The organism is Mucilaginibacter sp. OK283 (assembly GCF_900110415.1).
Taxonomy (GTDB): domain Bacteria; phylum Bacteroidota; class Bacteroidia; order Sphingobacteriales; family Sphingobacteriaceae; genus Mucilaginibacter.
The window spans coordinates 108,782-129,037 of record NZ_FODR01000004.1 but is presented as its reverse complement, the minus strand read 5'-3'; the positions used below and the strand labels follow the sequence as shown (position 1 = coordinate 129,037).

Genomic DNA, 20,256 nt, shown 5'->3' with positions numbered 1-20,256 from the left:
GAATTGTTTACAGGAGTATAATATCATTAATCTCCTGCTTTATCCCCTTTGCCAAAGATTCAGTCAACCCTGATATCTCAAAGCCATCGTCTCTAGAGGTCTGCCAATTGGAAACCCGATTATATAAATTATACAAAATACTCATCAGCGTCTGGTCCCCCGTTAAATTCCTTTTCTGATCATTTAGCATTTCTTTACACCTATTGACTAGGTTAATGTACAGCGATGCGGCATCGTTAAAAGGCTTGTCAATATCAATGGCGATGATCTTTTCAAGAATTTTTATGGCCGGTCCCATTTTTGTTAGTGAATCGATTCCAGCCGACGCCCCGATACCTAATAGAGCCGGATCTTTCCAGGCTTCAGTGATATTTAAGATAATCCGCTCGCGAAACTTACGTGAGGGGGTTTTTGCAGGATCTTCCCCCTTTAATAAAGTCAAAATTAATTCCGCCGATTCTTTCTTATCCTTAAGCGGATTGGAATTATACTTTGCCTTATCTAACTTGGGGTTATCTCCCCAAATATCCAATAAACCATCAACGGCGAATTGTAGAGCTGAAAGTTCACGAATATTATACCAATCGTCTTCATGCGATCCGAGATCAGAATTGAGATCAATAGTATCCAGGGGGGCACTTGCATATTCATCAAAAGCAACTTGTCTTATAGAAGCCTTGTCAAGCTGAAATACAGAAGCAAATCCACCATCTGAGCGCCCATCGAGGGTATACTCATTCTTAAATGTCGACGAAACAGTAAAGAAAAGCGCATGATTGGTCTCTTCGAGAGGAAGTTTGGTAAGACCACCTATCACGTCTTTCCAAAGGCCGACCACCAATCCTGTATCGGTAACTACAGCATCAGGCGGAATCACCGACCTATTTGCCATACCTGAAGAGGTAAGTGACAATACAGCTGTGCCCGGGTCATCAGCTAAAATATTGGCATACCGCGCTGACCACCGATTCGGCAACTGAGGTCCGTCGCTTAGTAACGCCATCAGCAATGTTGGCCCAATTCCTTGAATAACTTCGCTAACTGGTTCCTGCCTTGCCAGATCCTCACAAATTAACGTCGTCATGGCCAACCAGCCGTTGGGAGCCAAAATAGTTAACCGTCTCTGCGCTATTGAACTATATTCAAACCAAAGGCGATTAACGTCCAAATGACTTTCCAGCTGATACTGTTCGATCTGGCTTGTGTTCAGCTGCCACCTATGGTGTTTACGTTGAGTTGTCGTATACCATGTCCCCGCAAAAAAGGCCCCCATACGGGCCTCATTATGGAAAGTTTCATCTACACCTGGGTATCCGGTAGTCTTAGAATTCTTCTTCATAATACCCACAACTATAATCGGTAACCGCTTACATTTTTTCTCCTCTTCGAAGGCCTTTACAAATTTTTCCAGCATATTTTGATACTGCTTCTCTGACAAGGCTGTCTCAGGAAGTACAAGAATATCGATATCATTTTGTTCTTTGGCATATTGTACCACCTTCTTCACTAATCGTGAAAGAAAGATATCGTCGTTCCCTTTGCCAAGGATGTTGCCTCTAAAATATCGGACATACTGGTGGTTGTCAGGAACAATTTCAAAATCTGTCGGATCGATATGGTATGGATACGGTACCGCGAGAATATTTAAACTTTGGTTACCTTCCTCCAACTTGGGAAAAGTACGCCATATCACTTCTACCTCTGTTGTATGAAAGGTTAAATGGTGCGTGAGTGACCTGGAAACCATTCCAGATTGAGGTGTACGCATCTTGGGTAGAACAAGCCCATGAAATTTATTGATCGTACTTAACGATCCTGTATTATTAAGGAGTAAATTAGCCACGGACATAAAAATCCGATGTGAAAAATCATCTTTATCCAGTGGCTGGCCCAAAAAGCCCAGTCCGGCGCAGCTCACATCGGCGACGATATAAACGTATAAAAGCGCCTTGGCGAGTTTTTTAGCATCCTCCTGCTCTTGCGTTGGATTTGCCTTATAAAGATTGCTTAATACACGGAAGTGATTAATATCGAATGCCTTTTTTCTATCCCAGTCTTTTTGTATCTCTATAAAATGAGCTTTAAATGGTTCTTTATCTTTTAGGGCTGTATAATCCTTCTTACCTAATAAAAGGTTGCTTGCCGATTTCACCCACAAATTGCTAAGATCGTCAATCACATCGTGCCAATCATCTGTGTTCCACCAATCTGGATCAAGCAGGCACAACTTATAAAGTCCGGTCTTGTTAATAATGGTACCGAATAAAGCAAATGCATCGGGTGGCCATTGAAGCCAATCATCCAAACTCCAATCTTCGTAGATACTCTTTGCTATACTCTTTAAGGTTACCGCGTGAATGCTGCTCATGTGTTTTCTGAATTGTCGAAAAAAAGGTTAAGTTATTGATGTTAGCGGCAGGCTATGCAGTTAGTTTTCCTGGCAATTCAGGCAACATCCCCTTAAGGATGCCAATAATATTGACTTTAGATTTATGAAGTCCGCGACATTTGTCCCATATGTCAACATAATTTGATCCCCCCTTAAAATTGCCTCTGGTATTATAAACTTTATTCAATTCATTTTCAAACAACCGCGGTTTGGTAAGAGGGTCATAAACAGCAATACTGCCCCCTTTTTCCCAAAGGTTCGGCATTAATAGCGAATATACAATAAGGCGGTCAGCCAATGCCATCTCGGGAAGAACACCTTCTGCGTCATTAACTTCATCATAATGTTCTAATAGAAATTTTCGCAAGCACTCTTCATAAATTTCATCTAAAGAAGAGCTTAGAAAAGCTGAGAAGAAGTGTTTGAAGGGCTGACTATCTTTTGCATCATGATCCCTTATAATGCGGTGCCAATTAGAACAGTCATAATTTTCATAATACCATGGACTAACCCGGTGCCAATATGGACCGTAAAACAATAGTACCGTTCTCAACTTATTGAACCTGGAATTTTCCTGATCTTGGTGATTTTCTGGAAAAAGTCTGTAAAACCGCTGTATGATAAGCTGCAGATGTTCTTTTGAAGGTTTGGCAGAGAAATCTACCAAATGGGAAACATTAACAGCCTCCAAACCTTCCCCTTCAAGATTGAAGGGATGATCTTCGATCTGCCAAATAAGTGCCTCGTACTTTTTGGTTTCCTGTTCGGTTAGCGTGGCATAAAATTGGTGTTTAAGTACTTCGTCGTTAGAATTTGTGTTTAAATTATCGCTTAATACACGATGTTGGTTATAAAAATCAATTCTTGATATAATGTTTTTAACCTGCCTATCATAATTGTAGTACCTGACAAAATACAATCGAAGCAGGCGGATTGCCTCCATTTTATCCGGATTTTTATCTTTGAAATAATAGATAATGGACCAGAAATATACCATGCGGCTATGCTCCTGCCCGCGATTGGAATCATCAAGATCTGCGAACCAATTGGTCTTATTATTATTAATAAGGTCCCACCAGTCTTGCTTAAAATTCTCAACCCAGGCATGATAGTCATAATCCAGCTTGCATTGCTCCGCTATTTCTATCACATTTGTAAAGGCTGAAAAATATTCAGCTATAATAGTTAGATCAAGGTATTCCACTAAAGTAGCTGTTTTTATCCCCCCTTCGTCAAACTTAGATTTAGAAATAGTGAGTTTAGCACGAGTTAACTTGTAATTTTCAAAACCTGCAATGGCATTCAAAAATTCATTAAAACCTTTATCAGCATTTTCATTCTCGCCCCGGCCTATCCAAAAGTAATCCTGCCAGTCTTCCCATGTTTTCCCTGCCTCGTCTTTCTGATTGTCATCTTTTATTTTTGCCAAAAGATTGGCTTTCAGGTTTTCGTTACTTTGCATCTGTTCGCCGCGGGCATTCATATAGATATAAAGTTCCTCACCCTGTTCGCTGATATTTGTATCAAAATACCAGAACTCCACATAATCCTGAACATAATCAAAAAGCTCAGACGCCGTTGACACCTGAATATACCGAAAAATGGTTAAATAGTTATTGTAAATAGCGCTGATCGTGGTGTCATTTTCATAATCATCAAGATACCAATTTTGCCTTTTAGTAAGTTCAACATTCTTTCCTTCCAAAGCAAATTCAACAAAACTCGTGAAAAAATCGTGTGCTGACTCACGTACTTTATAATCTAATTTTAATTTTTTACCCGAAAAATAAACCTTTTTAAATTCTTCCGTTCTGCCGGAAAGGATAGAAAGTGCAAGTAATAACAGATACGTTGTCGTTAAACGTTGCTGCCCGTCAATCAAAAAATAGTTGCCGATATAATGAGGATCATCATATGCATATATAAAGCCAATATTGGCAACGTGCTTCTGTTTTTTATAATAATCATAGAAAGCATGTTGCAATTGCTGATCCTCTGTCAACACCTCTATGTGATAATCTGCTTTCCTAAATTTCCGATATTCATCAATGATAGAGCCAAGCAGGCCATTAACCTGATCATTACCCCATACGTAGTCGCGCTGAATTTCAGGAATAAGTATCCGCTCTACATTTCGGTCTTTAAATAATTCTTTTAGCGAGTATTTCCCGGGCTTCATGCGTAGATGTTCTGTTTTAGCTTGTCAATTGTTTTTTTGATATGATCCGCGTGCTCATCGATATTGGTTCTCCCCCAGTTTCTGAGATCTCCTGGATTAGGCAGGATAAGCTTACTGAACACCTCAAAAGTATGTTTTGGCACAAAACTCCCGCCGCGAACCAATTCCAGGATATTGCTTCGTTTTGCATCGAACTGACCGTTGCCGTTTGAACTATTATCTTCACCGGTCAGCAGCGTCATATTTCCGATACTGTTTATGAGATTATGTTTTTGCAATGCTTCGTAATAGATTTCCTTTTCAGCATCCGTTCTTGTTTTTTTGTCGAGAGTTTTTTGAATTTTTTCCGTCATTGAAGCCCCCAAGATATTTATAATACATGTCTTATCGTCGGCTGTCAGTATCTTGCCTTTTCCTTCTGGCCGCTGTGAGAAGATATGTTCAAGCGTCCAGCCGGAACGCTTGAAGGCGAAAAAATCAAATCGAGTTATTTTGCTGGCGTCCGTATTAAAAACATTTATTGCAAGGAGGAGCCTGTGAATTTCATCATTTGGGGACGTGCCATCATACAATAGTTTGTCAAAATCGACCGTTATTAGTTCATTTCTTATTGATGTTAATTTTTCAGAAAAACTGAATTGGTCTCTATCCAGCAAATTGGCGATGAGATTGGTTTTATTCTTTCTATGGCTGCTGCCCTTTGCAAAAAGTACGAACCCCAACAGGTTATATTTTTTATCATTTTCATACCAATCTTTCAGGATCTGATAATATTTCTTGAGCTTATCAAATATCCCTGAGATATTTGACTGCTTGTGAAAATAGTTAAACAAGGGGTGGTGACTGCCCTGATCTACTTTATCGGGATGATAGCCCATTTTCACAGCTACAAGACTAAGTAGGCCCTTCATTCCATCAGTCTCCTCAAAATAAAAGCTTTTGACAGCCTTGTTATTTACCCATCTTGAAATTTCATCCCATGTCCTTCCCATTGATGCACGCAACTCCAGAATCTCCTTAAAATGCCTGCTCTGGTGCCTATTATCTTTTTCTCTTGCCGCTTTTGTTAGTATTAATGCTTTTATCAATTCGGGCTCCGTAAGTGGAACTTTATTGCTGTTCAGGTTACTGAAAACCTGTTCGCTTGACACATATGGTTCTACAGCATTGACAATCAGGAAAACGTTGTTAAGGACGAAATGGTAGAAATTAGGTAGTTCCTCCTCCTGCATTTGCACGGACATGAAATTATCCATCGCTTTAGCGGCTTCCGTTATATAGAATACATCCTGATTATTATATAACCTATGTTTTGCGATACCTTGGTCCTCTTCCGACAAAACAATACCCTTGTCCTTATCCCAATTTGTATTGAGTAATACCGTTAAAGCATTAGCCGGATAAATATGGCGCACAAAAAAATTTTCCCTGATCGCATAGTCCAGTTTATTGATCGCAATATTTACCGTTCCTTTTACTTTCCGACTAAGCACAGATAACAGAATGGATAACGTAGTGAGTCTTTGTTGACCATCGATAACCTCAAGGTGAACGTAATTTGCAGACCGTTTTACCGTAATGTATTGGAGATAATATTCTTTATCCGGATTTTTTTTTGCGGCCTCAAAAGCTTCATAGAGGTCTTTAAGTAGCATGCGCACGGGATCGGTTTCGTGAAGAGATCCCCATTTATAGCCGCGCTGATAAGCTGGTATGTGATAACGATCGGCGCTGTGTTGTTCAAGACAGCCGTCACTGTTTTCAGCATTAAAAATATTGTTGATACTAAATACAAGTTCTGCCATGCAGTAGTAATTGTTTAGGTGTGATTGTTTAGGAGCGATTGAAAATGGCAAACTATTCTGACCTGACTAAGATATAAATATGTGCCAATATTTACAGTTATTTTTTGATTCTTATGTTTCCGTAAAATATATTGTCATATTTTTAACCCACTCCGCCATGACTGTTACGTTATTGACAAATGTTAATTCCTAGCCCACTACCGAAGATTTGTATTTTTCCATAAACGCCTTATCCGATGTTTCAATAAGTTAGGAATCGATTTTCACCGAGACATAAATCAATTACAAATTAATTCTGGGTAGCATCAGAGTAAGAACTTGGTAAAAGAGAGCAAACAACCTAAAAATTTGGATGAGTATATCCTACACGACAATAAACAAAATGACTTAGGTGCTGATTAAATCTTCTATCAACATAAAAATTACTGTGCTGAAATTAATCCGTCAAACTTGGCAACTATTCTAATTTAACGAATTCAACAATTTTACAGCATCTTCCAAGCCAAATTCCCGTGATAACTTAACGTTCAGCTGATCTTCAATCCTGGTAATTGTAAATTCCAGGAAATTGATATGAGGGATTTCATTTTTATAACTTGAAATGAATTGCTGAAGATGATCTTTGACCGCTTTGAAATGTTCTTTCGATTGAATGCCGATGTTAAACAGGGTTTCTAATATTAAAGACTCAAGATCATTAAAGACATCGTTTTTATACTCAGTTTTTTTTGCAAAGAATAACAATTTCATAAGAGTATCCAGCGATGCGGGATCAATGATCTTGGATATATTCCGAAAATTTTCCCTAAAATCAAAATCAGGGGAAGGAGCTTTGAGAAAGGCATCTGCTATAAATTCAAAACCATCTAATATCCCAAGTTTGATCAGGTAATTCGCCCCTGTCAATTTCTCCGGTTCAGAAATTTCCTGTTTACTCAATAGTTCCTGGAAATAAGAAATGAGAAATCCATCAGCTTTTTCCGAATCCAGTAGTAAACGAATCGAGTCCTCTTTCAACGATTGGTTTTCAGTCTCCTTAATTATTTTTATCAACCTGTCAATATCGCCTGTCTTTTCAAACCAAAATTTAAGAAGATCTCTATAGCTGTGCCAGCTTTGGCTTGTTGTTTCGATAAAATCCAGTATGCCATTAAAAGTATCTGTGAGATCATTTCTCAACGCATATCCTGCGTTAGCAGTCCAGACAACAAAATCCAAGTCGCCACTTTTAAGATTTGAACGTACTTTATCTTCAAGTTTATTTTTAGAAACAAAACCGGTTAACAGTTCAATAAAACCGCCTTGCTGTAAATCTCGTTCCTCTGAGGGACTAAAATACCGGGTAAATTCCAGATACCTTTCTTCTGGAAGTGTAAACTTAAACCTCCTGATAAAATACCACGTATAAATATTAGTATCTTCATTTCGCTGCACCCAACTCTGAATATAAGATAACTGCTCTTTATTGATTTCAAGTTCCGGCAGCGCTAAAAGCCTCGATTTGATGGCATCGATCCTAAAATTCTCAAATTGAGAACTTTCATCAATCCATTCTAAAATAGTTGCTTGAGATATGGAAGCATTGCCATAAGTAAAATTTCGAAAAAGTTCAGCGGAAATACTACTGAATTTATCTCTGATATCAACATACTCCCCGTTTTTATAGCGATGAAGGTCGTCATAAGTTACGGTGTCTTTTTCCAAATACTTAAAAACTGCTTTGACTTCGGCTTTTATGTTATCCGGATTGAATAGCAAATCGAACTCTCTCTGAGCATTTTTTTTGAACAGTGCGGCTCTGTCAACTTCTGGTTCCTGAGGGAATATGATATCAGTTGCCCCTTGAAGTGATTTTTTAAAGAGTGACAATCGCTCATCGTAATCGGGCCAGTCGGTCTGCCGCCATTTGAAATTATTAAATATTTGCTGCAACTGTAAACTTTCGATTGTGCCCTTTTTATATTGGGTGATCAACTGTTCAATCGTCTGTTCATTGATTAATGCCGCAGCTGCGGAAGATATCTCATATTCACGAAGCCCTTTGCCATTTAACACAAATTGCAGAGTTTCCCACCTTATTCCATGTGCATCGATCATTTCCAGCAGTGTTGGAACTAACTGGCTTCGCTGCTCCGTAGCATGACGCGCGAAAAATGTTGCAATAAGCGAAAACAGGGATGAATCCTGCTCGTATGCAACAAAAATGTGTTCCAATATGGTCTGCATTTCCTCTTTGAATTCAGCAAAGAATTGATGTACAGAATTAATGTCGACAGTAACCGCTTCAAGCAATTTTCTTATTGACCCGGGTTTATTGAATTGTTTCACCGCAGCCTTTAGCTGTGACAGTTCATCCATCAAGGTAACCGTGTCACGATCTTTACTTTGATAGTTAAAATGATTAAAACGAAGTCCCGTAATAAAAACATCGGCATATTTATCCAGATTCTCAGATCTTCGGATAATCTTATAAAGCCCGGCCCTTAAATATTGGTTTTCCCGGTTAGCATATTTTGAAATCAGATACCCTATTGTATCATCATCGGCGAACCCAAGATCAGCTAGTGAACCGATGAGGCTGTATTGGTCACTTTCATTAAGGTCTTTCCTTTCGAGTAGCCCCAAAATTAAACCACGGATAGATTTCTGATATCCTTTGAATTTTGATATTTCGATTCTTCGGAGAACATGGGCTGTATTGAGCACATCGAATCTGGTTGAATCGTCGTCAGTCAATATTGCTAATAAATAATTCAATGTTTCCTCAGACTGACCAAAGCGCGCAAGTTCCTTATCAGAAAACTTATTGGAGCTGAGCCATATCTGAAGGCTTCGATAATATTCAAATATTTGTTTAAAGATCGCAATACGGGTCGTTTGTGGAAGCCTGTCCGGCTCGAATCGTACTAAAATTTCTGGTTCATTTTTAATGAGCCAATCTAATATTCCTTTTATTTCTTCATCCTGGCCAATACTGATCATGAAGGACAGCGTGTTTACCCAAGTCGGCTTAATTTTAGAAATACCAGAAGAAGTTAGTGTTAACAAATCGACCATTTTGTCGAAATTCTGTTTTTTCAATATTCTTGAGGCCAGGTACTCCTGAATATTATTATGTTCGAAGTACCATTGTTCCGTTTCCTGGTCATATTTGAAAGCCGGCAGATAACGAAGGGAACGGTACTCTTTTTCTTGTGTAATAATCCTACTAATTTCATCGTCGGTAATGAAGTTTTTTCCCAATAACTCCATTACAAATGCTATCCGCTCAGCAAGTGGAACAAGCGCCTCGTTTGGCAGGGGCATATCTGCGTTTTTATATTGCTCCCGGTTAGCCTCGAAGTAATGGTCGAGCGCATCGTTTAAAACATCAGATCGCCGGACATTCAGGTCATTGTTTTTATGAAAGTAATTAAAAAGTATATTCAGAAAGTATGGCTTTTGGACCAGATCAAGGTAGTTATGATCCTGAACTTCTTTAACAAATCTTTCACCATCCAGCCCCATTGCCTGAACGTAATTTTTGATAGCATGAAGATTAATATCATTCAATAAGTAAACCAGGTATCCGCTCAGTGTACCCGAAAAAGATTTTGAAGGCAACTCGTAAAAATTGGTCCGTGAACTGATGACAATAGTGATATCCGGATATCTTTCGCCAAAATCACTTATTTTTCTAAGCGCTGTGTTTACAAATTGAGGTTGTATTTCATCAAGTCCGTCCAGTAAGATGACCAGCCTCTCAACGGGAACCTGTTTCCACGCTGCGGGTAAGTACTGGTCGAGGTCACCATCAGTATAATTGTTAAGCCTCCTAAACAATGGAACTAATCCTTTATCTGAAGCCTTGACCCTTTCCATTGCTTTACTCATTTCGATCGATTTTCCTGAGCCAGCCCCGCCTAATATTACGATCCTTTTTTGAGTATTAATCAGGTCATCCAAAATAACATTTCCCACTTCAGGCTCATAAAAAAAACTTAGTACCGGTCGCTTATCCGAATAGTTCGTCAGTGTTCTGGGTAAATAGGCATTTTGAATTACAACCTCCGGTATTGGAAAATCAGGCACATCTTCTGATTCATCAGAATTTTGAAAAAATATCATTTGCCCTCCCTGATGGATACTGTCTCTCTTGATCGGAGCAGCCCCGGGACTTTGAAATGTGCTTTCCTTCATTATCCTGATGACCTCTTCAAACAGGTCACCAGAAGCCATGCTTGGCTTTGAGTTTCTTTGAAGGACACGGCAAATGGTTTGATTAAATGTACTCCCCTTCCCCGAGACTCCGTCGCCGACGTTTTCCAAGCCACCGGAAACTAAAATCCATCCAGACTTGAGGCTATCCAGATAATCATGATCGGTTTCTGAAGTCCCGGATCGGTCACGGGTTAAAAAAGTACCTGAAAAGCAGGAATCTGAAATTAAAAGAATATGCTGTGCATCTATGCCCTCCAGTAAATCCAGTACTGAAGAATTGTCAATCCGCGTTGATATTTTATGAGGATCAAAGTCGATTGGTTCCCAATAGCCGGCCTCACTTGTAGGGGCCTTATTGCCATGACCCGCAAAGTAGACGATCACATTGTCATTTTTGCCAATAAAATTGCAAAGATTATTTAGCTCGTTTAAGATATTATCTCGAGTGGCATCTCCGTTCAATAGAGGATCACGTAGAGACTTAAATCCGTATTTGTCTTCTAACAAACGCCGAATACGCGTAACATCGCCTACTGCGTTGTTTAACCGCTTATCACCTGGGTATTCATCAATTCCTATTCCCAGGTAATAACTGTCTCTGATCATCTTTTCCGTCACTTTGGATCTTTAAAAATAGGAAATAAAGTTTAGGTTTATGAGATTGGTAAATTGAACTATGTATTAACTGCAGTAATAAATCTTGCAATTGAATTAAGAATTTTCGTTCGGCAAGAAGCCTTGAAGAGCTTGGGTGACTTAATGGTTTATTAATCTACTTACTAATTATAAATCGCAAATTAATAAATTTCCCGCTTTCGCACCCGTCATGAAATGATGACTATCTAATTTATCGAGTTCATATCACACTCCCAAAAAGCGCCGGCTGATTATCAGCCCTCAAAAATCAAAGTAAACAGACGGCGAAAGGGCCACGGCTATGCCGTGGCCGCCGAGCAATTTAAACACCTTAAAGCGGCTCATAAACAAAAAACTCCGTGTCAATATCAGAAAGGTATTCCACGATCATAGGTTTAACTACTTCCCAGTCCAGCCCGCCATTACCACAACCCAAAGCGGGCATGGCCAAACTTTCAACAGGGTTTTCGATCAGGTATATTTGAAGGGCGACTAAACCCGATTCAATGTATTCATAGGTTGATGGCTGCTTCCAGTGCTGTTTGGTAGGGAAGTTTATAATGATCTTTTCACCACGCAGGAGGTCGTTTTCGTGAACCACCAACAACTGGCCTGTTGTCAGCTTGCCATTCTTACAGGCATCCTGGTACAATTTATAATTCAGCGGAAAAGTATTCTTGAATTGGAGGGCTATCCCCTTTCCCATAACACCCACGGTATTTACCGTATTGACCAAAGCCCTGGCATTACTTTTCAATAAATTACCCTGTGTAAAATGTATCATTGTGCGGTTTGTAGCTCCAATAATAATAGCTTTTGATAAATATCACTCCAATAAGTTGCCAACACTTCATCTTTTGCTGCAAAAGCAGGATCAGTGTGGCGGTAGTGCCGGTAATCATCAGCCTGTAAAAGAGACAGTTTCAGGTCGGTCACTTGTATGACCTTGCCGTTCATGTCTATAATTTCCATTGCATTTAAAATTAAGCCACTTTGAGTGGTTGTGTCCTGAAATCTTTTAGATTGAGAAAAAAACCACGATTGAACAACATGCCCTCCCGAAACAAAGACCATAAAAGCGATGCACCGAGATTAGCCAGTGCGGAGTTGATGAACAAATCCTGTTTGGTCAGGGCTTCCGCCAAAGAACATGATGGTGTATTGTCTGCCTGTTCGGAACTAATCAACAGCTCTTTAAATTCCTCGGTAACCAAAGGTAATTTGCCAACAGGGTTGTACTTTTTAGATTCCGGCTGTTTTACTGCGCCCACTGTAGCTATTAAAACCTGCCCGGTATCCCTGCTGTTGCCAAAATCCATCCAATATACCGGCCTGTTGCGGTGATTCGGCATATGACGGTGATAGGTTTCCAATATCTCCGCTATTTCAAAACGGGCGTTCACGGTGTCCACGCAGGAAAGGGTTATAATCGCCACTCCCTTTTCCAAAGAACAATAATCCTTATCATATTTTTCGGCCACCGCTTTCCAGTTCGTGCCGAAGAAACGGTTGATACGGTTAACCAGTGCCACCGATTTATATAACCCTAATTCAGCAGTGGTAAAAAGCTGCCTGCCAAGGTTAGCCCTGTCTACCTTATCATCATCAAATACGGTCACCATCAGGCCGGGATGGTTCAGGGCTATAAGGGCGTGGTTCATGCGTCCGAGGGCGGTCAGTAACTGGCTTCCCGTACCTCCTGCCCCAATCAGGTTAATAGAGACGGGGTTATAAGGTTGTAACAATTCTTTTTCAACGATATGCACGGCAGGTTTAACTGCTATTAGTTTTTTGAGTTTTTTCATCGGATAAGATGGTTTAATGAGGTATTTGATTTGACTAAAACTTCCTGCGGAAAGTCTCTGCCTGTAGCGACCTGCTCCTGCCAAAGCTGAACGATATTTATTTTGGTACTGCTGTCGCTGTGGATGGTATGGCTGAAATAGCTGTTAAAGAAATAGCTTTCCCATTGCGCCATGAAATCTTCAAGGGCGGTGTTGCGGTCGATGTTAATGACAACCGTTCCCATGCATACATTACCGTTATAGTGAATATTGAAGTAAGGTGCATGATAAAGGGCGGTTTTGACTGTCGGCTTACTTTTACCCTTAATGGCAAACACATCGAGCCTGTCTTTGGAGGCTTTCCATACCATAGCCGGGATATGCGCTTTACCTGACGGAATGCCGAGGCTGTCCACAAAAAACAAATTCATTTCTTGCGGTGGAGTATACCATACTGCAAAACCATTGGTCAGCGGGTTGATATATATCACCTTACCGGGCAGTACTCCCCTGCTTTTCAAATAGGCACCTTTCAGTTCCTGCGTACTTTGCAATAATTCGTTCAGGGATTGCATTTCAGGAATGGTGAGCGGGTGCGCGTTGATGGGGTTACCCTGTTTCCCGATATCATAGCTTTCGACGTAAACTTCCTGCCTGTTTTCCCTGTGATGGTAATTACCATCTTCCTCCTGCCCAACCGATTGGTATATCAATAATGCTTTGATAGGCATGTACTGGTCGTTAAACTGTTGGCTCACGTTCTTCATGGTCGTATTGGTGTAAAAGGGTTGATAATTTATTGAGGAGGTCGAACAGCCGGGTCTCGAAGTCAAAATCTTCCGGTACTGTTTCGTTCAGGGTATCGAACATCTGCACTGCTATGGGTTCATCCATGACAGCTATTTCCTGAAAATTCGTATTGATCAAATCATCGAGGGTGTCGGTAAAGCAATCGTTTCCGCTCCAATAGAAAGAAATGTATTCCTCTGCCTGTATACGATCCTCTTCGTCAAGGTGGTAGAGGTCAGGCCGGATGTGGTCAAAAACAGAGCGGTCAGGATACTGCTGATACAATTGCAGAAAATCAATTGCTAAAAGCGCCCATTCCAAATCCTTTTCCGGTAAATCGGCATAGGCTATAACCACACTTTCCATGCGTTCCATCCAATTGGGATCGCTGATTGATCTTAGAATATGAATGCCCGCATTTTGCATGAGGTAGAGCGTATCCAGTTCCAATTCTTTGAACTCTTTTTCATCCTTATCGTCCTCGTCTACCTGCTCGGTTACCCATTCAAATAAGGTATCATACTGGTATTTGAGGTAACTATTATCCTCTGCATAAAAAGGCATTTTGACGATTTGATACAGGTAAGCGAACAGTGCGGTAACCAATTCAGCTATATGCTCTTGTTCAGCCACCTGTCCCCAATGCCATAAGGGTCTTACCGGCACATAGAATAAGGTACTTCCCGTGTTCAATCGTTTCAGGGTTGCCAGTGTTGCTACGTGGTCAACATCCTGCACGATGATACAATCCATTTTTTTATCGATGGCTTTGATTTGTCCGGCTACATTTTCCCATGAACTGAAAATATTCTGCGGAAAAGTAAGAGAAGACACATCAGGTACGTTCAAATCATAGTATGTACAGATATTGGAGAGGGAGCGGAAATATTCCATTTCCGCTCTGCTCCTGTCGCCGTTATAGGTATAAAACGGCAGGAAACGATAATTTAGAAAACCATTCCGGCTATGCCTTGCGGTGCGCTTCGAAGCGGGTTGCGTTGTACCTCCCCTGCGTCCGGCAAGCGGTTTAGTTTGGCGACGAACGCCCCGAATGATTGCTGTATTCTCCATTGATCTGCTTCCTTATCGATTTTAATATTCCGGATTGGTTTTGGATTCCTGTTCATCCTTTCGTTCCCATGGTGGTTTCAAAGCGGTACTGTACCTCATCTTCCTTAATCTCCGGGCCGGTAATTTTGGCGGTGGTCAGGATGGGGTAAGTGTTGGCGTAAAAGTTCAGCACTGCTACTGTACTGAAATCAGCACCGGGGTCGGCCAAACGGACATCCTGCCCGTTATCACTATGCAGGAATATCCTGCTTAATGTATTTACTATCATGTTTGGTAGGTTTAAGTTTTATAAATCCTGGCTGATGGTATCATAGATTTTTTTGCGCTTGGCCAGTTCATCCGCTTTTTCTTTCAGTTCCTTTACTTTTTCGGGGTACTCGTCAACCGATGGAAGTAATGCGATGGCTTCCGCATACTTAAAAGTTTTGGCCAGTTCAGCGATTTGCAGCATGGCCTCATCATAGACTTTTTTCCTATCCGCTTTCTGCTGTTCCTCCGCCTGTTTATTGCTGAACAGGTTTTCGCTATTTGATTCATTATCCTCATCACTTTCCTCGGCCCCTGTTTTGGCCTTGCCATTTTTGTTCTTTTTGTCCTGTTCCTGTTTAGAGGCCAGTTTGGCATCGTCCAGTCCCTTTTGGTAAGCATCCATATTGGCAAATAATTGGAAAGTCTGTTTTAAGGGTGTGCTGACTGCCTCAAAAAAGCCCTCATCCAGTTCCCCGGCGTTTCCCTTTAAAATCATAGGCTGAATAATTTTCCCTGCTTTGTCCGACAGCTTATCATTGGCGACCATCACCGATACCACCAAATTTCCGTTTGCCCCAAAGCTGACTGCTATTTTCAGGTCGGCAGTGATGCCTAAACCTGCGATATGTTCAAAAAAGTTCGTTTTCATGTGATTGCTTGTTTTTCCTGTTCTTATACATTTTTGTTCCCCTGCCCTTTTTATATCGGGTCGTATACCCGTTATTTTCAATGATCGACCTTAAGGTATTTTCCGCTTGCCTTGCTTTCTGTGCATCTTCTGCACTCATCAGCAAAAGGTCGGTATGGTCAAAAAAGCGGAGCGTGTTAGCTAACCCCTTTAAAGCCCGTCTTTCCGTATGATTAGATAATATGCTCATGTGTGTTGTTGGAGGACTTCCCCCTTTGTTAATGATTAATTGATGTTATTTTCTACTTTAAGCAGGGCAACCGCAGTTTTCCTTTCGAGCAGGATATCCAGTATTTCATCGAGAATCTCGTATTCCATCCCCTCGAACAGGTAAGTTTCCGTATCGAAACTGTAGCAGTACTGATCAAAATCCTCGATTTCAAGCACTATATCTGAAAACCTGCCATCATCGAACCTCGCTTCACCATAAATAAGGTTTCCCATTTCGCAATACTGCATGACAAAAGAAGTGTCGGTATAAATAGCGATATGCTTCATCACGCTGATATTCGGCGTCCACCTTGTTTCATAATAAAGGACATCATCCTCCCAGCGGATATCAAACAGGTAACCTGTTTGAGCGGTCACAAAACCCGGAAGCTGCCCCGTATTACTGCTTTTCTCCCTATCCGCCATATCGTTGAACAATTCCGCCAATTCCGATAATTGGGCGATGCTTCCTTTGAACTCCACCCTGTTACTGCACCAGTTTGCCATATTGAATCTGTTTACTGTTAAAAAAAGTGCAGGCTTTGGGCTTAACCTGCTTGCCCATGCGTTTTAGAAAGGTAGGTCATCATCGCCGGAGCCTGTCACATCGGTATCCACCGCTTTGGTTTTCTTAGCAGGTTTACCCGCTTTCTCCTCCCACGCATTACCGGCCTTTCCCAATAAGGTCAGATCGTTCACATGAAAAGTGATGATAGCCTTTGCCTCGTTGTTGGCATTTACCCATGCGTTAACCCCTAACCTGCCATACAGCTGCACCTGTGTACCTTTGGTCAGGAATTTGGCTACCCCTGAATTGAGCCAGTAGGCACAATCCACGTAAGTGGTGTCCTCTGCGGTTTCTCCGTTCCTGCGGTAACGGTAATTGATGGCTAACCTGAAATTGGTTACCTTTTTGTCGTTTTGTAATTCCTTAACCTCTGCATCTGCGGTTAATCTGCCTGTGATGATTTCCATAACCTTTTGTTTTTAATGAAGTATTAATTGTTTAATTTTCCTTTCTTATCCGTTTGTCTGTGTGTGTATTTTTAAAAGAAAAAGGGAAAAAAGAAAGCAATAAATAGTGCCCGTGGCAGGAGGCAAAAGGAAACGGAATAAGTGCCGGAGGCTGAAGACGGGAGGAACGAGCGGCTGAATTATGCCGGAAATCTTTTGACGTATGCCCTGTGGTTTCGGGCACGAACTTAGCTGCGCTTTTTACCCGTTTCGTTTAAAATACGTTCATTAATAAAAATCCCCAACGATAAAACCTAATGGATTGTAGGGTAAATCCTTTGAAAAAGATTGAACAGAGCCCGGGCCGAAAGCAACATCCTATCGGTATCAGCGGATGAACCAATACCCCGGATTGGTAATTAGTTACTATTCGTTACGAAATGTCATTTTTGTATGCATAACTGAAATCGTTTGTGCTCGTACGGTCAGCGGGGTAATTGGGGATACATTGCTGGTTGTCAAGGTTGGGCATCCCTCGCTTAAGTTCAATTTAAGATACGCATGATAAAACCGCCACAATTCTGAATTTTAAATTGTGACTGTAAGAATAAATAAGTAGTATTTAAACAGACAAAAAATAATAACGGCTTTCGTAGATTAGCCTAATATAATATTATGCCGATAAATGACCTTTATGAACTTATCCGCAAGGACCAAGTACTTTTGTGGGTGGGGTCTGGGTTCTCTTTTTATGCGGGGTTCCCTTCTGTAAATGAAATAAAGACTTTACTCAATAACGCTGTTTCTCCAGCAAAACAGAAAGAACTTGACCTTTCAAAGGACCTTATTCACTTTTCAGAAGATTTTGTTGTGCAAAACGGTCGTGCATTTTTGGAAAGAGTTATCCAAGAACGATTTAAAACGCCGCCCATCGCAGAACATGTCCATCAACAACTGGGTCTTGTCTCCCACTTTAAGCGAATCATTACCACAAATTATGATGAGCTACTGGAAAACAATTTCCCTCCGCGTACAGCGGCACTTACCACGGACAACGATGTGATTGGGACATCGCAGGCCAAAGTAAAGATTTACAAGATACATGGTGATATCAAGAATGGTAAAAGTCTGGTAGTAACTGCTACCGATTATTCGAAAATGTATAATCGTAATTTTAAAGACCCTTTTTGGGCTGCTGTTATTCACGAAATTTCCTTGCACCATGTACTCTTCCTGGGTTACGGCTATGAAGACGAAAACATCTGGGCTGACTTCGACCATATTGAAAGCAAGCTGAAAAGCAAGACCAAAAAAAGGTTTATGGTCGGCCCTCCCCTGCCTGCATTGAAGAAAAAAAGGCTAAAGAAGTTAGGCATCGGGCATATTGAACTTTATGGAGAGGATTTTGTAACCGGGTTGATTGCCAACATTAAAGAAAACGTGGTTGCCGACCATAAACAAGGGTTTACAGATACGCAGACCGCCCAGGATTTTATCACTGGATTCGATATGCAGGTTAAAATAGAAGCGACGAAGGAAATGACCGAGATCGTGTCATTGCAGAAGGTATCAGGGCCGACCAAACACACCATAAATTTCGCATCAACCGACACGGCCTTTATTGACAGCTACAAACAATTTTCAAATAGTTATGCATCGCCCGTTTTCAAATTCACCGCGGCACAATTAAATGAATTCTCCTTCCTGATTGAGGATTTCAAATTTATGGGCATCGACGACATCGCACAGTTCAACATCATGCACGAATCCAGGAAAGGAAAGGTTAAAATCGTTTTTCCCGAGGACAAGCTGGCCATTGAAAATGTATGTTACGAAGTTTTCAGCGGCATTCCCGGTAAGCTGCTTATAAAACTCGATTATCAAGGCTTTACCATTGCGTTCGACCTGGAAATACAGGAGGATGGCGGCATAAAAATAGAGTTCAGCACAGAAGAACCAGAACACGCGCCGGCGAAGCAGATCTACATAAACTATTTTCAAGCCATGTATTACCTCTTTTTCGGCAAAAAAATCGAGATACATCAAGCCGGCCATCCTGTGCAGGCTAAACAGTTCCAGTACCACGAGGAGGCCGGCCGTTTCAAAAAATTAATGGAGCGTTACCTCTCACTCGTACAAATCGAAAAAAAATTCAAGGTAAAATTGCCGCCGGTTTCCATTTATGACTTTACGGATGAGGATAAAAAAGCCTTCAATAAACTCTCTGCACTAGTTAAATACGGGTATCACTCAGTTAAGGATCCTGAAGGGTTGACGATAGCTGACCAAATCTATTATTCTAAAATGATTGAGGGATTAAAGGAAATGGAGCCGGGGACTTACCTATCTATTGAATCAAAAATTCCGGTTCCCATTAAGTTATTAAACGAAGAGATTATTCTGGGCCGCGAACAGATATTGTTATTAAACCCACAAATAACAAAAACGGATGAAAAGGCATTTTCCCTGACATTGATCCCTGATAACCAAATTCTCATCTATCATTATGAAAAAACCGGGTTTTTCAATTTTGAAGTCAGTCAAATCTTATTGTAGGCCGCCATTAACACCTCTTTCCCGAATGTTTCATTGCACCCTAAATTACGGCCGGCTTTTGATTTATTTAACACGCAGTCGTCAAAACGGCAAGCAGAATCCCATCGATGACCTTCATGGCCACAGACACCAGCCACTGATCAACTTCCCTATTTCTGAGGTTTCTCCGGCGTGATCACCCCACTGCTGAACTGCTCGGCGTACCTGCGCATGGCAGCATATATTTTCATTACATCTTCTGCGCTTATCGAAGATGTTTCCGGCTCAAATTCAGACCAGACCTGTTCAGGTGATTTTGGAACTCCCAAGCCCAGGTCACTTACAAAGTTCTGAAGCTGATGAACATATTTAATATGCTTGTTAAGTTTCCCTTCATGATAGATATTAACAACCTCATTGTCTAAAAACTCAACAACAACGTTGCCAGACCTGAACATAGTGTAAGCTCCTTCTGTTTTGCTGATGTTTTCCATAAAAAAGGAAACGAGCCTGTTATTGATCAGGATTGGCTCAATTTCATTCAGATAAGAGGTTCTCCATTGATGCAAATAAAAAAGATCATCGGCGACCCCAGTTATCTTCGTGAAAAAATCATCAATCGAGGCCCTCGGGTGGATATAATTACCTACCCTGTATTTATCTGTTACCGATTCCATAGTTGCTAAAGATACCTAAAACGCCGGCCTGTTAATATAACATGATAAACAACAAAATTTGTATAATGGTGTTCAGAATTATATTTTGGC

At 40.8% G+C, this 20,256-nt stretch carries 15 protein-coding genes; 1 reads left to right on the top strand and 14 read right to left on the bottom strand.

What is annotated here, in order from left to right; all coding sequences use genetic code 11:
- Nucleotides 1–7: 7 nt before the first annotated feature.
- The 13 genes from BMX56_RS11405 to BMX56_RS11335 form a co-directional block, all read right to left on the bottom strand.
- The gene (locus tag BMX56_RS11405) at nt 8–2,368 is read right to left on the bottom strand and encodes a hypothetical protein (RefSeq protein WP_090646628.1); all 2,361 of its coding nucleotides are present in this window, start codon (nt 2,366–2,368) and stop codon (nt 8–10) included.
- Nucleotides 2,369–2,420: 52 nt separating this feature from the next.
- Nucleotides 2,421–4,568, bottom strand: coding sequence for a DUF262 domain-containing protein (locus BMX56_RS11400; protein ID WP_090646624.1), 2,148 nt, complete (start codon nt 4,566–4,568; stop codon nt 2,421–2,423).
- Nucleotides 4,565–6,373, bottom strand: coding sequence for a DUF262 domain-containing protein (locus tag BMX56_RS11395; protein WP_090646620.1), 1,809 nt, complete (start codon nt 6,371–6,373; stop codon nt 4,565–4,567). Before BMX56_RS11395 ends, BMX56_RS11400 begins: the two co-directional genes overlap by 4 nt.
- A 462-nt stretch (nt 6,374–6,835) precedes the next feature.
- Nucleotides 6,836–11,179, bottom strand: a complete 4,344-nt coding sequence (locus BMX56_RS11390) for a caspase family protein (protein ID WP_090646617.1) — start codon at nt 11,177–11,179, stop codon at nt 6,836–6,838.
- A gap of 361 nt (nt 11,180–11,540) precedes the next feature.
- Entirely contained in the window at nt 11,541–11,993 is a 453-nt protein-coding gene (locus BMX56_RS11385) for a macro domain-containing protein (RefSeq protein WP_090646613.1), read from the bottom strand.
- The gene (locus BMX56_RS11380; RefSeq protein WP_090646609.1) at nt 11,990–12,181 is read right to left on the bottom strand and encodes a hypothetical protein; all 192 of its coding nucleotides are present in this window, start codon (nt 12,179–12,181) and stop codon (nt 11,990–11,992) included. Before BMX56_RS11380 ends, BMX56_RS11385 begins: the two co-directional genes overlap by 4 nt.
- Nucleotides 12,182–12,192: 11 nt before the next feature.
- On the bottom strand, nt 12,193–13,014 hold the full coding sequence (locus tag BMX56_RS11375) for a PRTRC system ThiF family protein (RefSeq protein WP_090646604.1): 822 nt from the start codon (nt 13,012–13,014) through the stop codon (nt 12,193–12,195).
- A complete protein-coding gene (locus tag BMX56_RS11370; protein ID WP_090646599.1) occupies nt 13,011–13,760 on the bottom strand; it encodes a hypothetical protein in 750 nt (249 codons plus the stop codon). The genes BMX56_RS11375 and BMX56_RS11370 overlap by 4 nt, the downstream gene beginning before the upstream one ends.
- Nucleotides 13,735–14,853 (bottom strand): hypothetical protein, encoded by a 1,119-nt coding sequence (locus BMX56_RS11365; RefSeq protein WP_143065429.1) that lies wholly within the window; start codon nt 14,851–14,853, stop codon nt 13,735–13,737. Before BMX56_RS11365 ends, BMX56_RS11370 begins: the two co-directional genes overlap by 26 nt.
- Nucleotides 14,854–14,905: 52 nt before the next feature.
- A complete protein-coding gene (locus BMX56_RS11355; RefSeq protein ID WP_090646586.1) occupies nt 14,906–15,121 on the bottom strand; it encodes a PRTRC system protein C in 216 nt (71 codons plus the stop codon).
- 18 nt (nt 15,122–15,139) lie between these two features.
- Nucleotides 15,140–15,751, bottom strand: coding sequence for a PRTRC system protein E (locus BMX56_RS11350; RefSeq protein ID WP_090646583.1), 612 nt, complete (start codon nt 15,749–15,751; stop codon nt 15,140–15,142).
- Nucleotides 15,752–16,015: 264 nt separating this feature from the next.
- A complete protein-coding gene (locus tag BMX56_RS11340; RefSeq protein WP_090646575.1) occupies nt 16,016–16,507 on the bottom strand; it encodes a DUF1281 family ferredoxin-like fold protein in 492 nt (163 codons plus the stop codon).
- Nucleotides 16,508–16,570: 63 nt separating this feature from the next.
- A complete protein-coding gene (locus BMX56_RS11335; RefSeq protein ID WP_090646570.1) occupies nt 16,571–16,975 on the bottom strand; it encodes a single-stranded DNA-binding protein in 405 nt (134 codons plus the stop codon).
- 654 nt (nt 16,976–17,629) lie between these two features.
- Here BMX56_RS11335 and BMX56_RS11330 point away from each other — a divergent pair.
- A complete protein-coding gene (locus BMX56_RS11330; RefSeq protein WP_090646567.1) occupies nt 17,630–19,510 on the top strand; it encodes an SIR2 family NAD-dependent protein deacylase in 1,881 nt (626 codons plus the stop codon).
- Nucleotides 19,511–19,659: 149 nt separating this feature from the next.
- On the opposite strand, the gene BMX56_RS11325 is transcribed toward BMX56_RS11330, so the two are convergent.
- Nucleotides 19,660–20,166, bottom strand: coding sequence for a hypothetical protein (locus BMX56_RS11325; RefSeq protein ID WP_090646562.1), 507 nt, complete (start codon nt 20,164–20,166; stop codon nt 19,660–19,662).
- Nucleotides 20,167–20,256 lie beyond the last annotated feature (90 nt).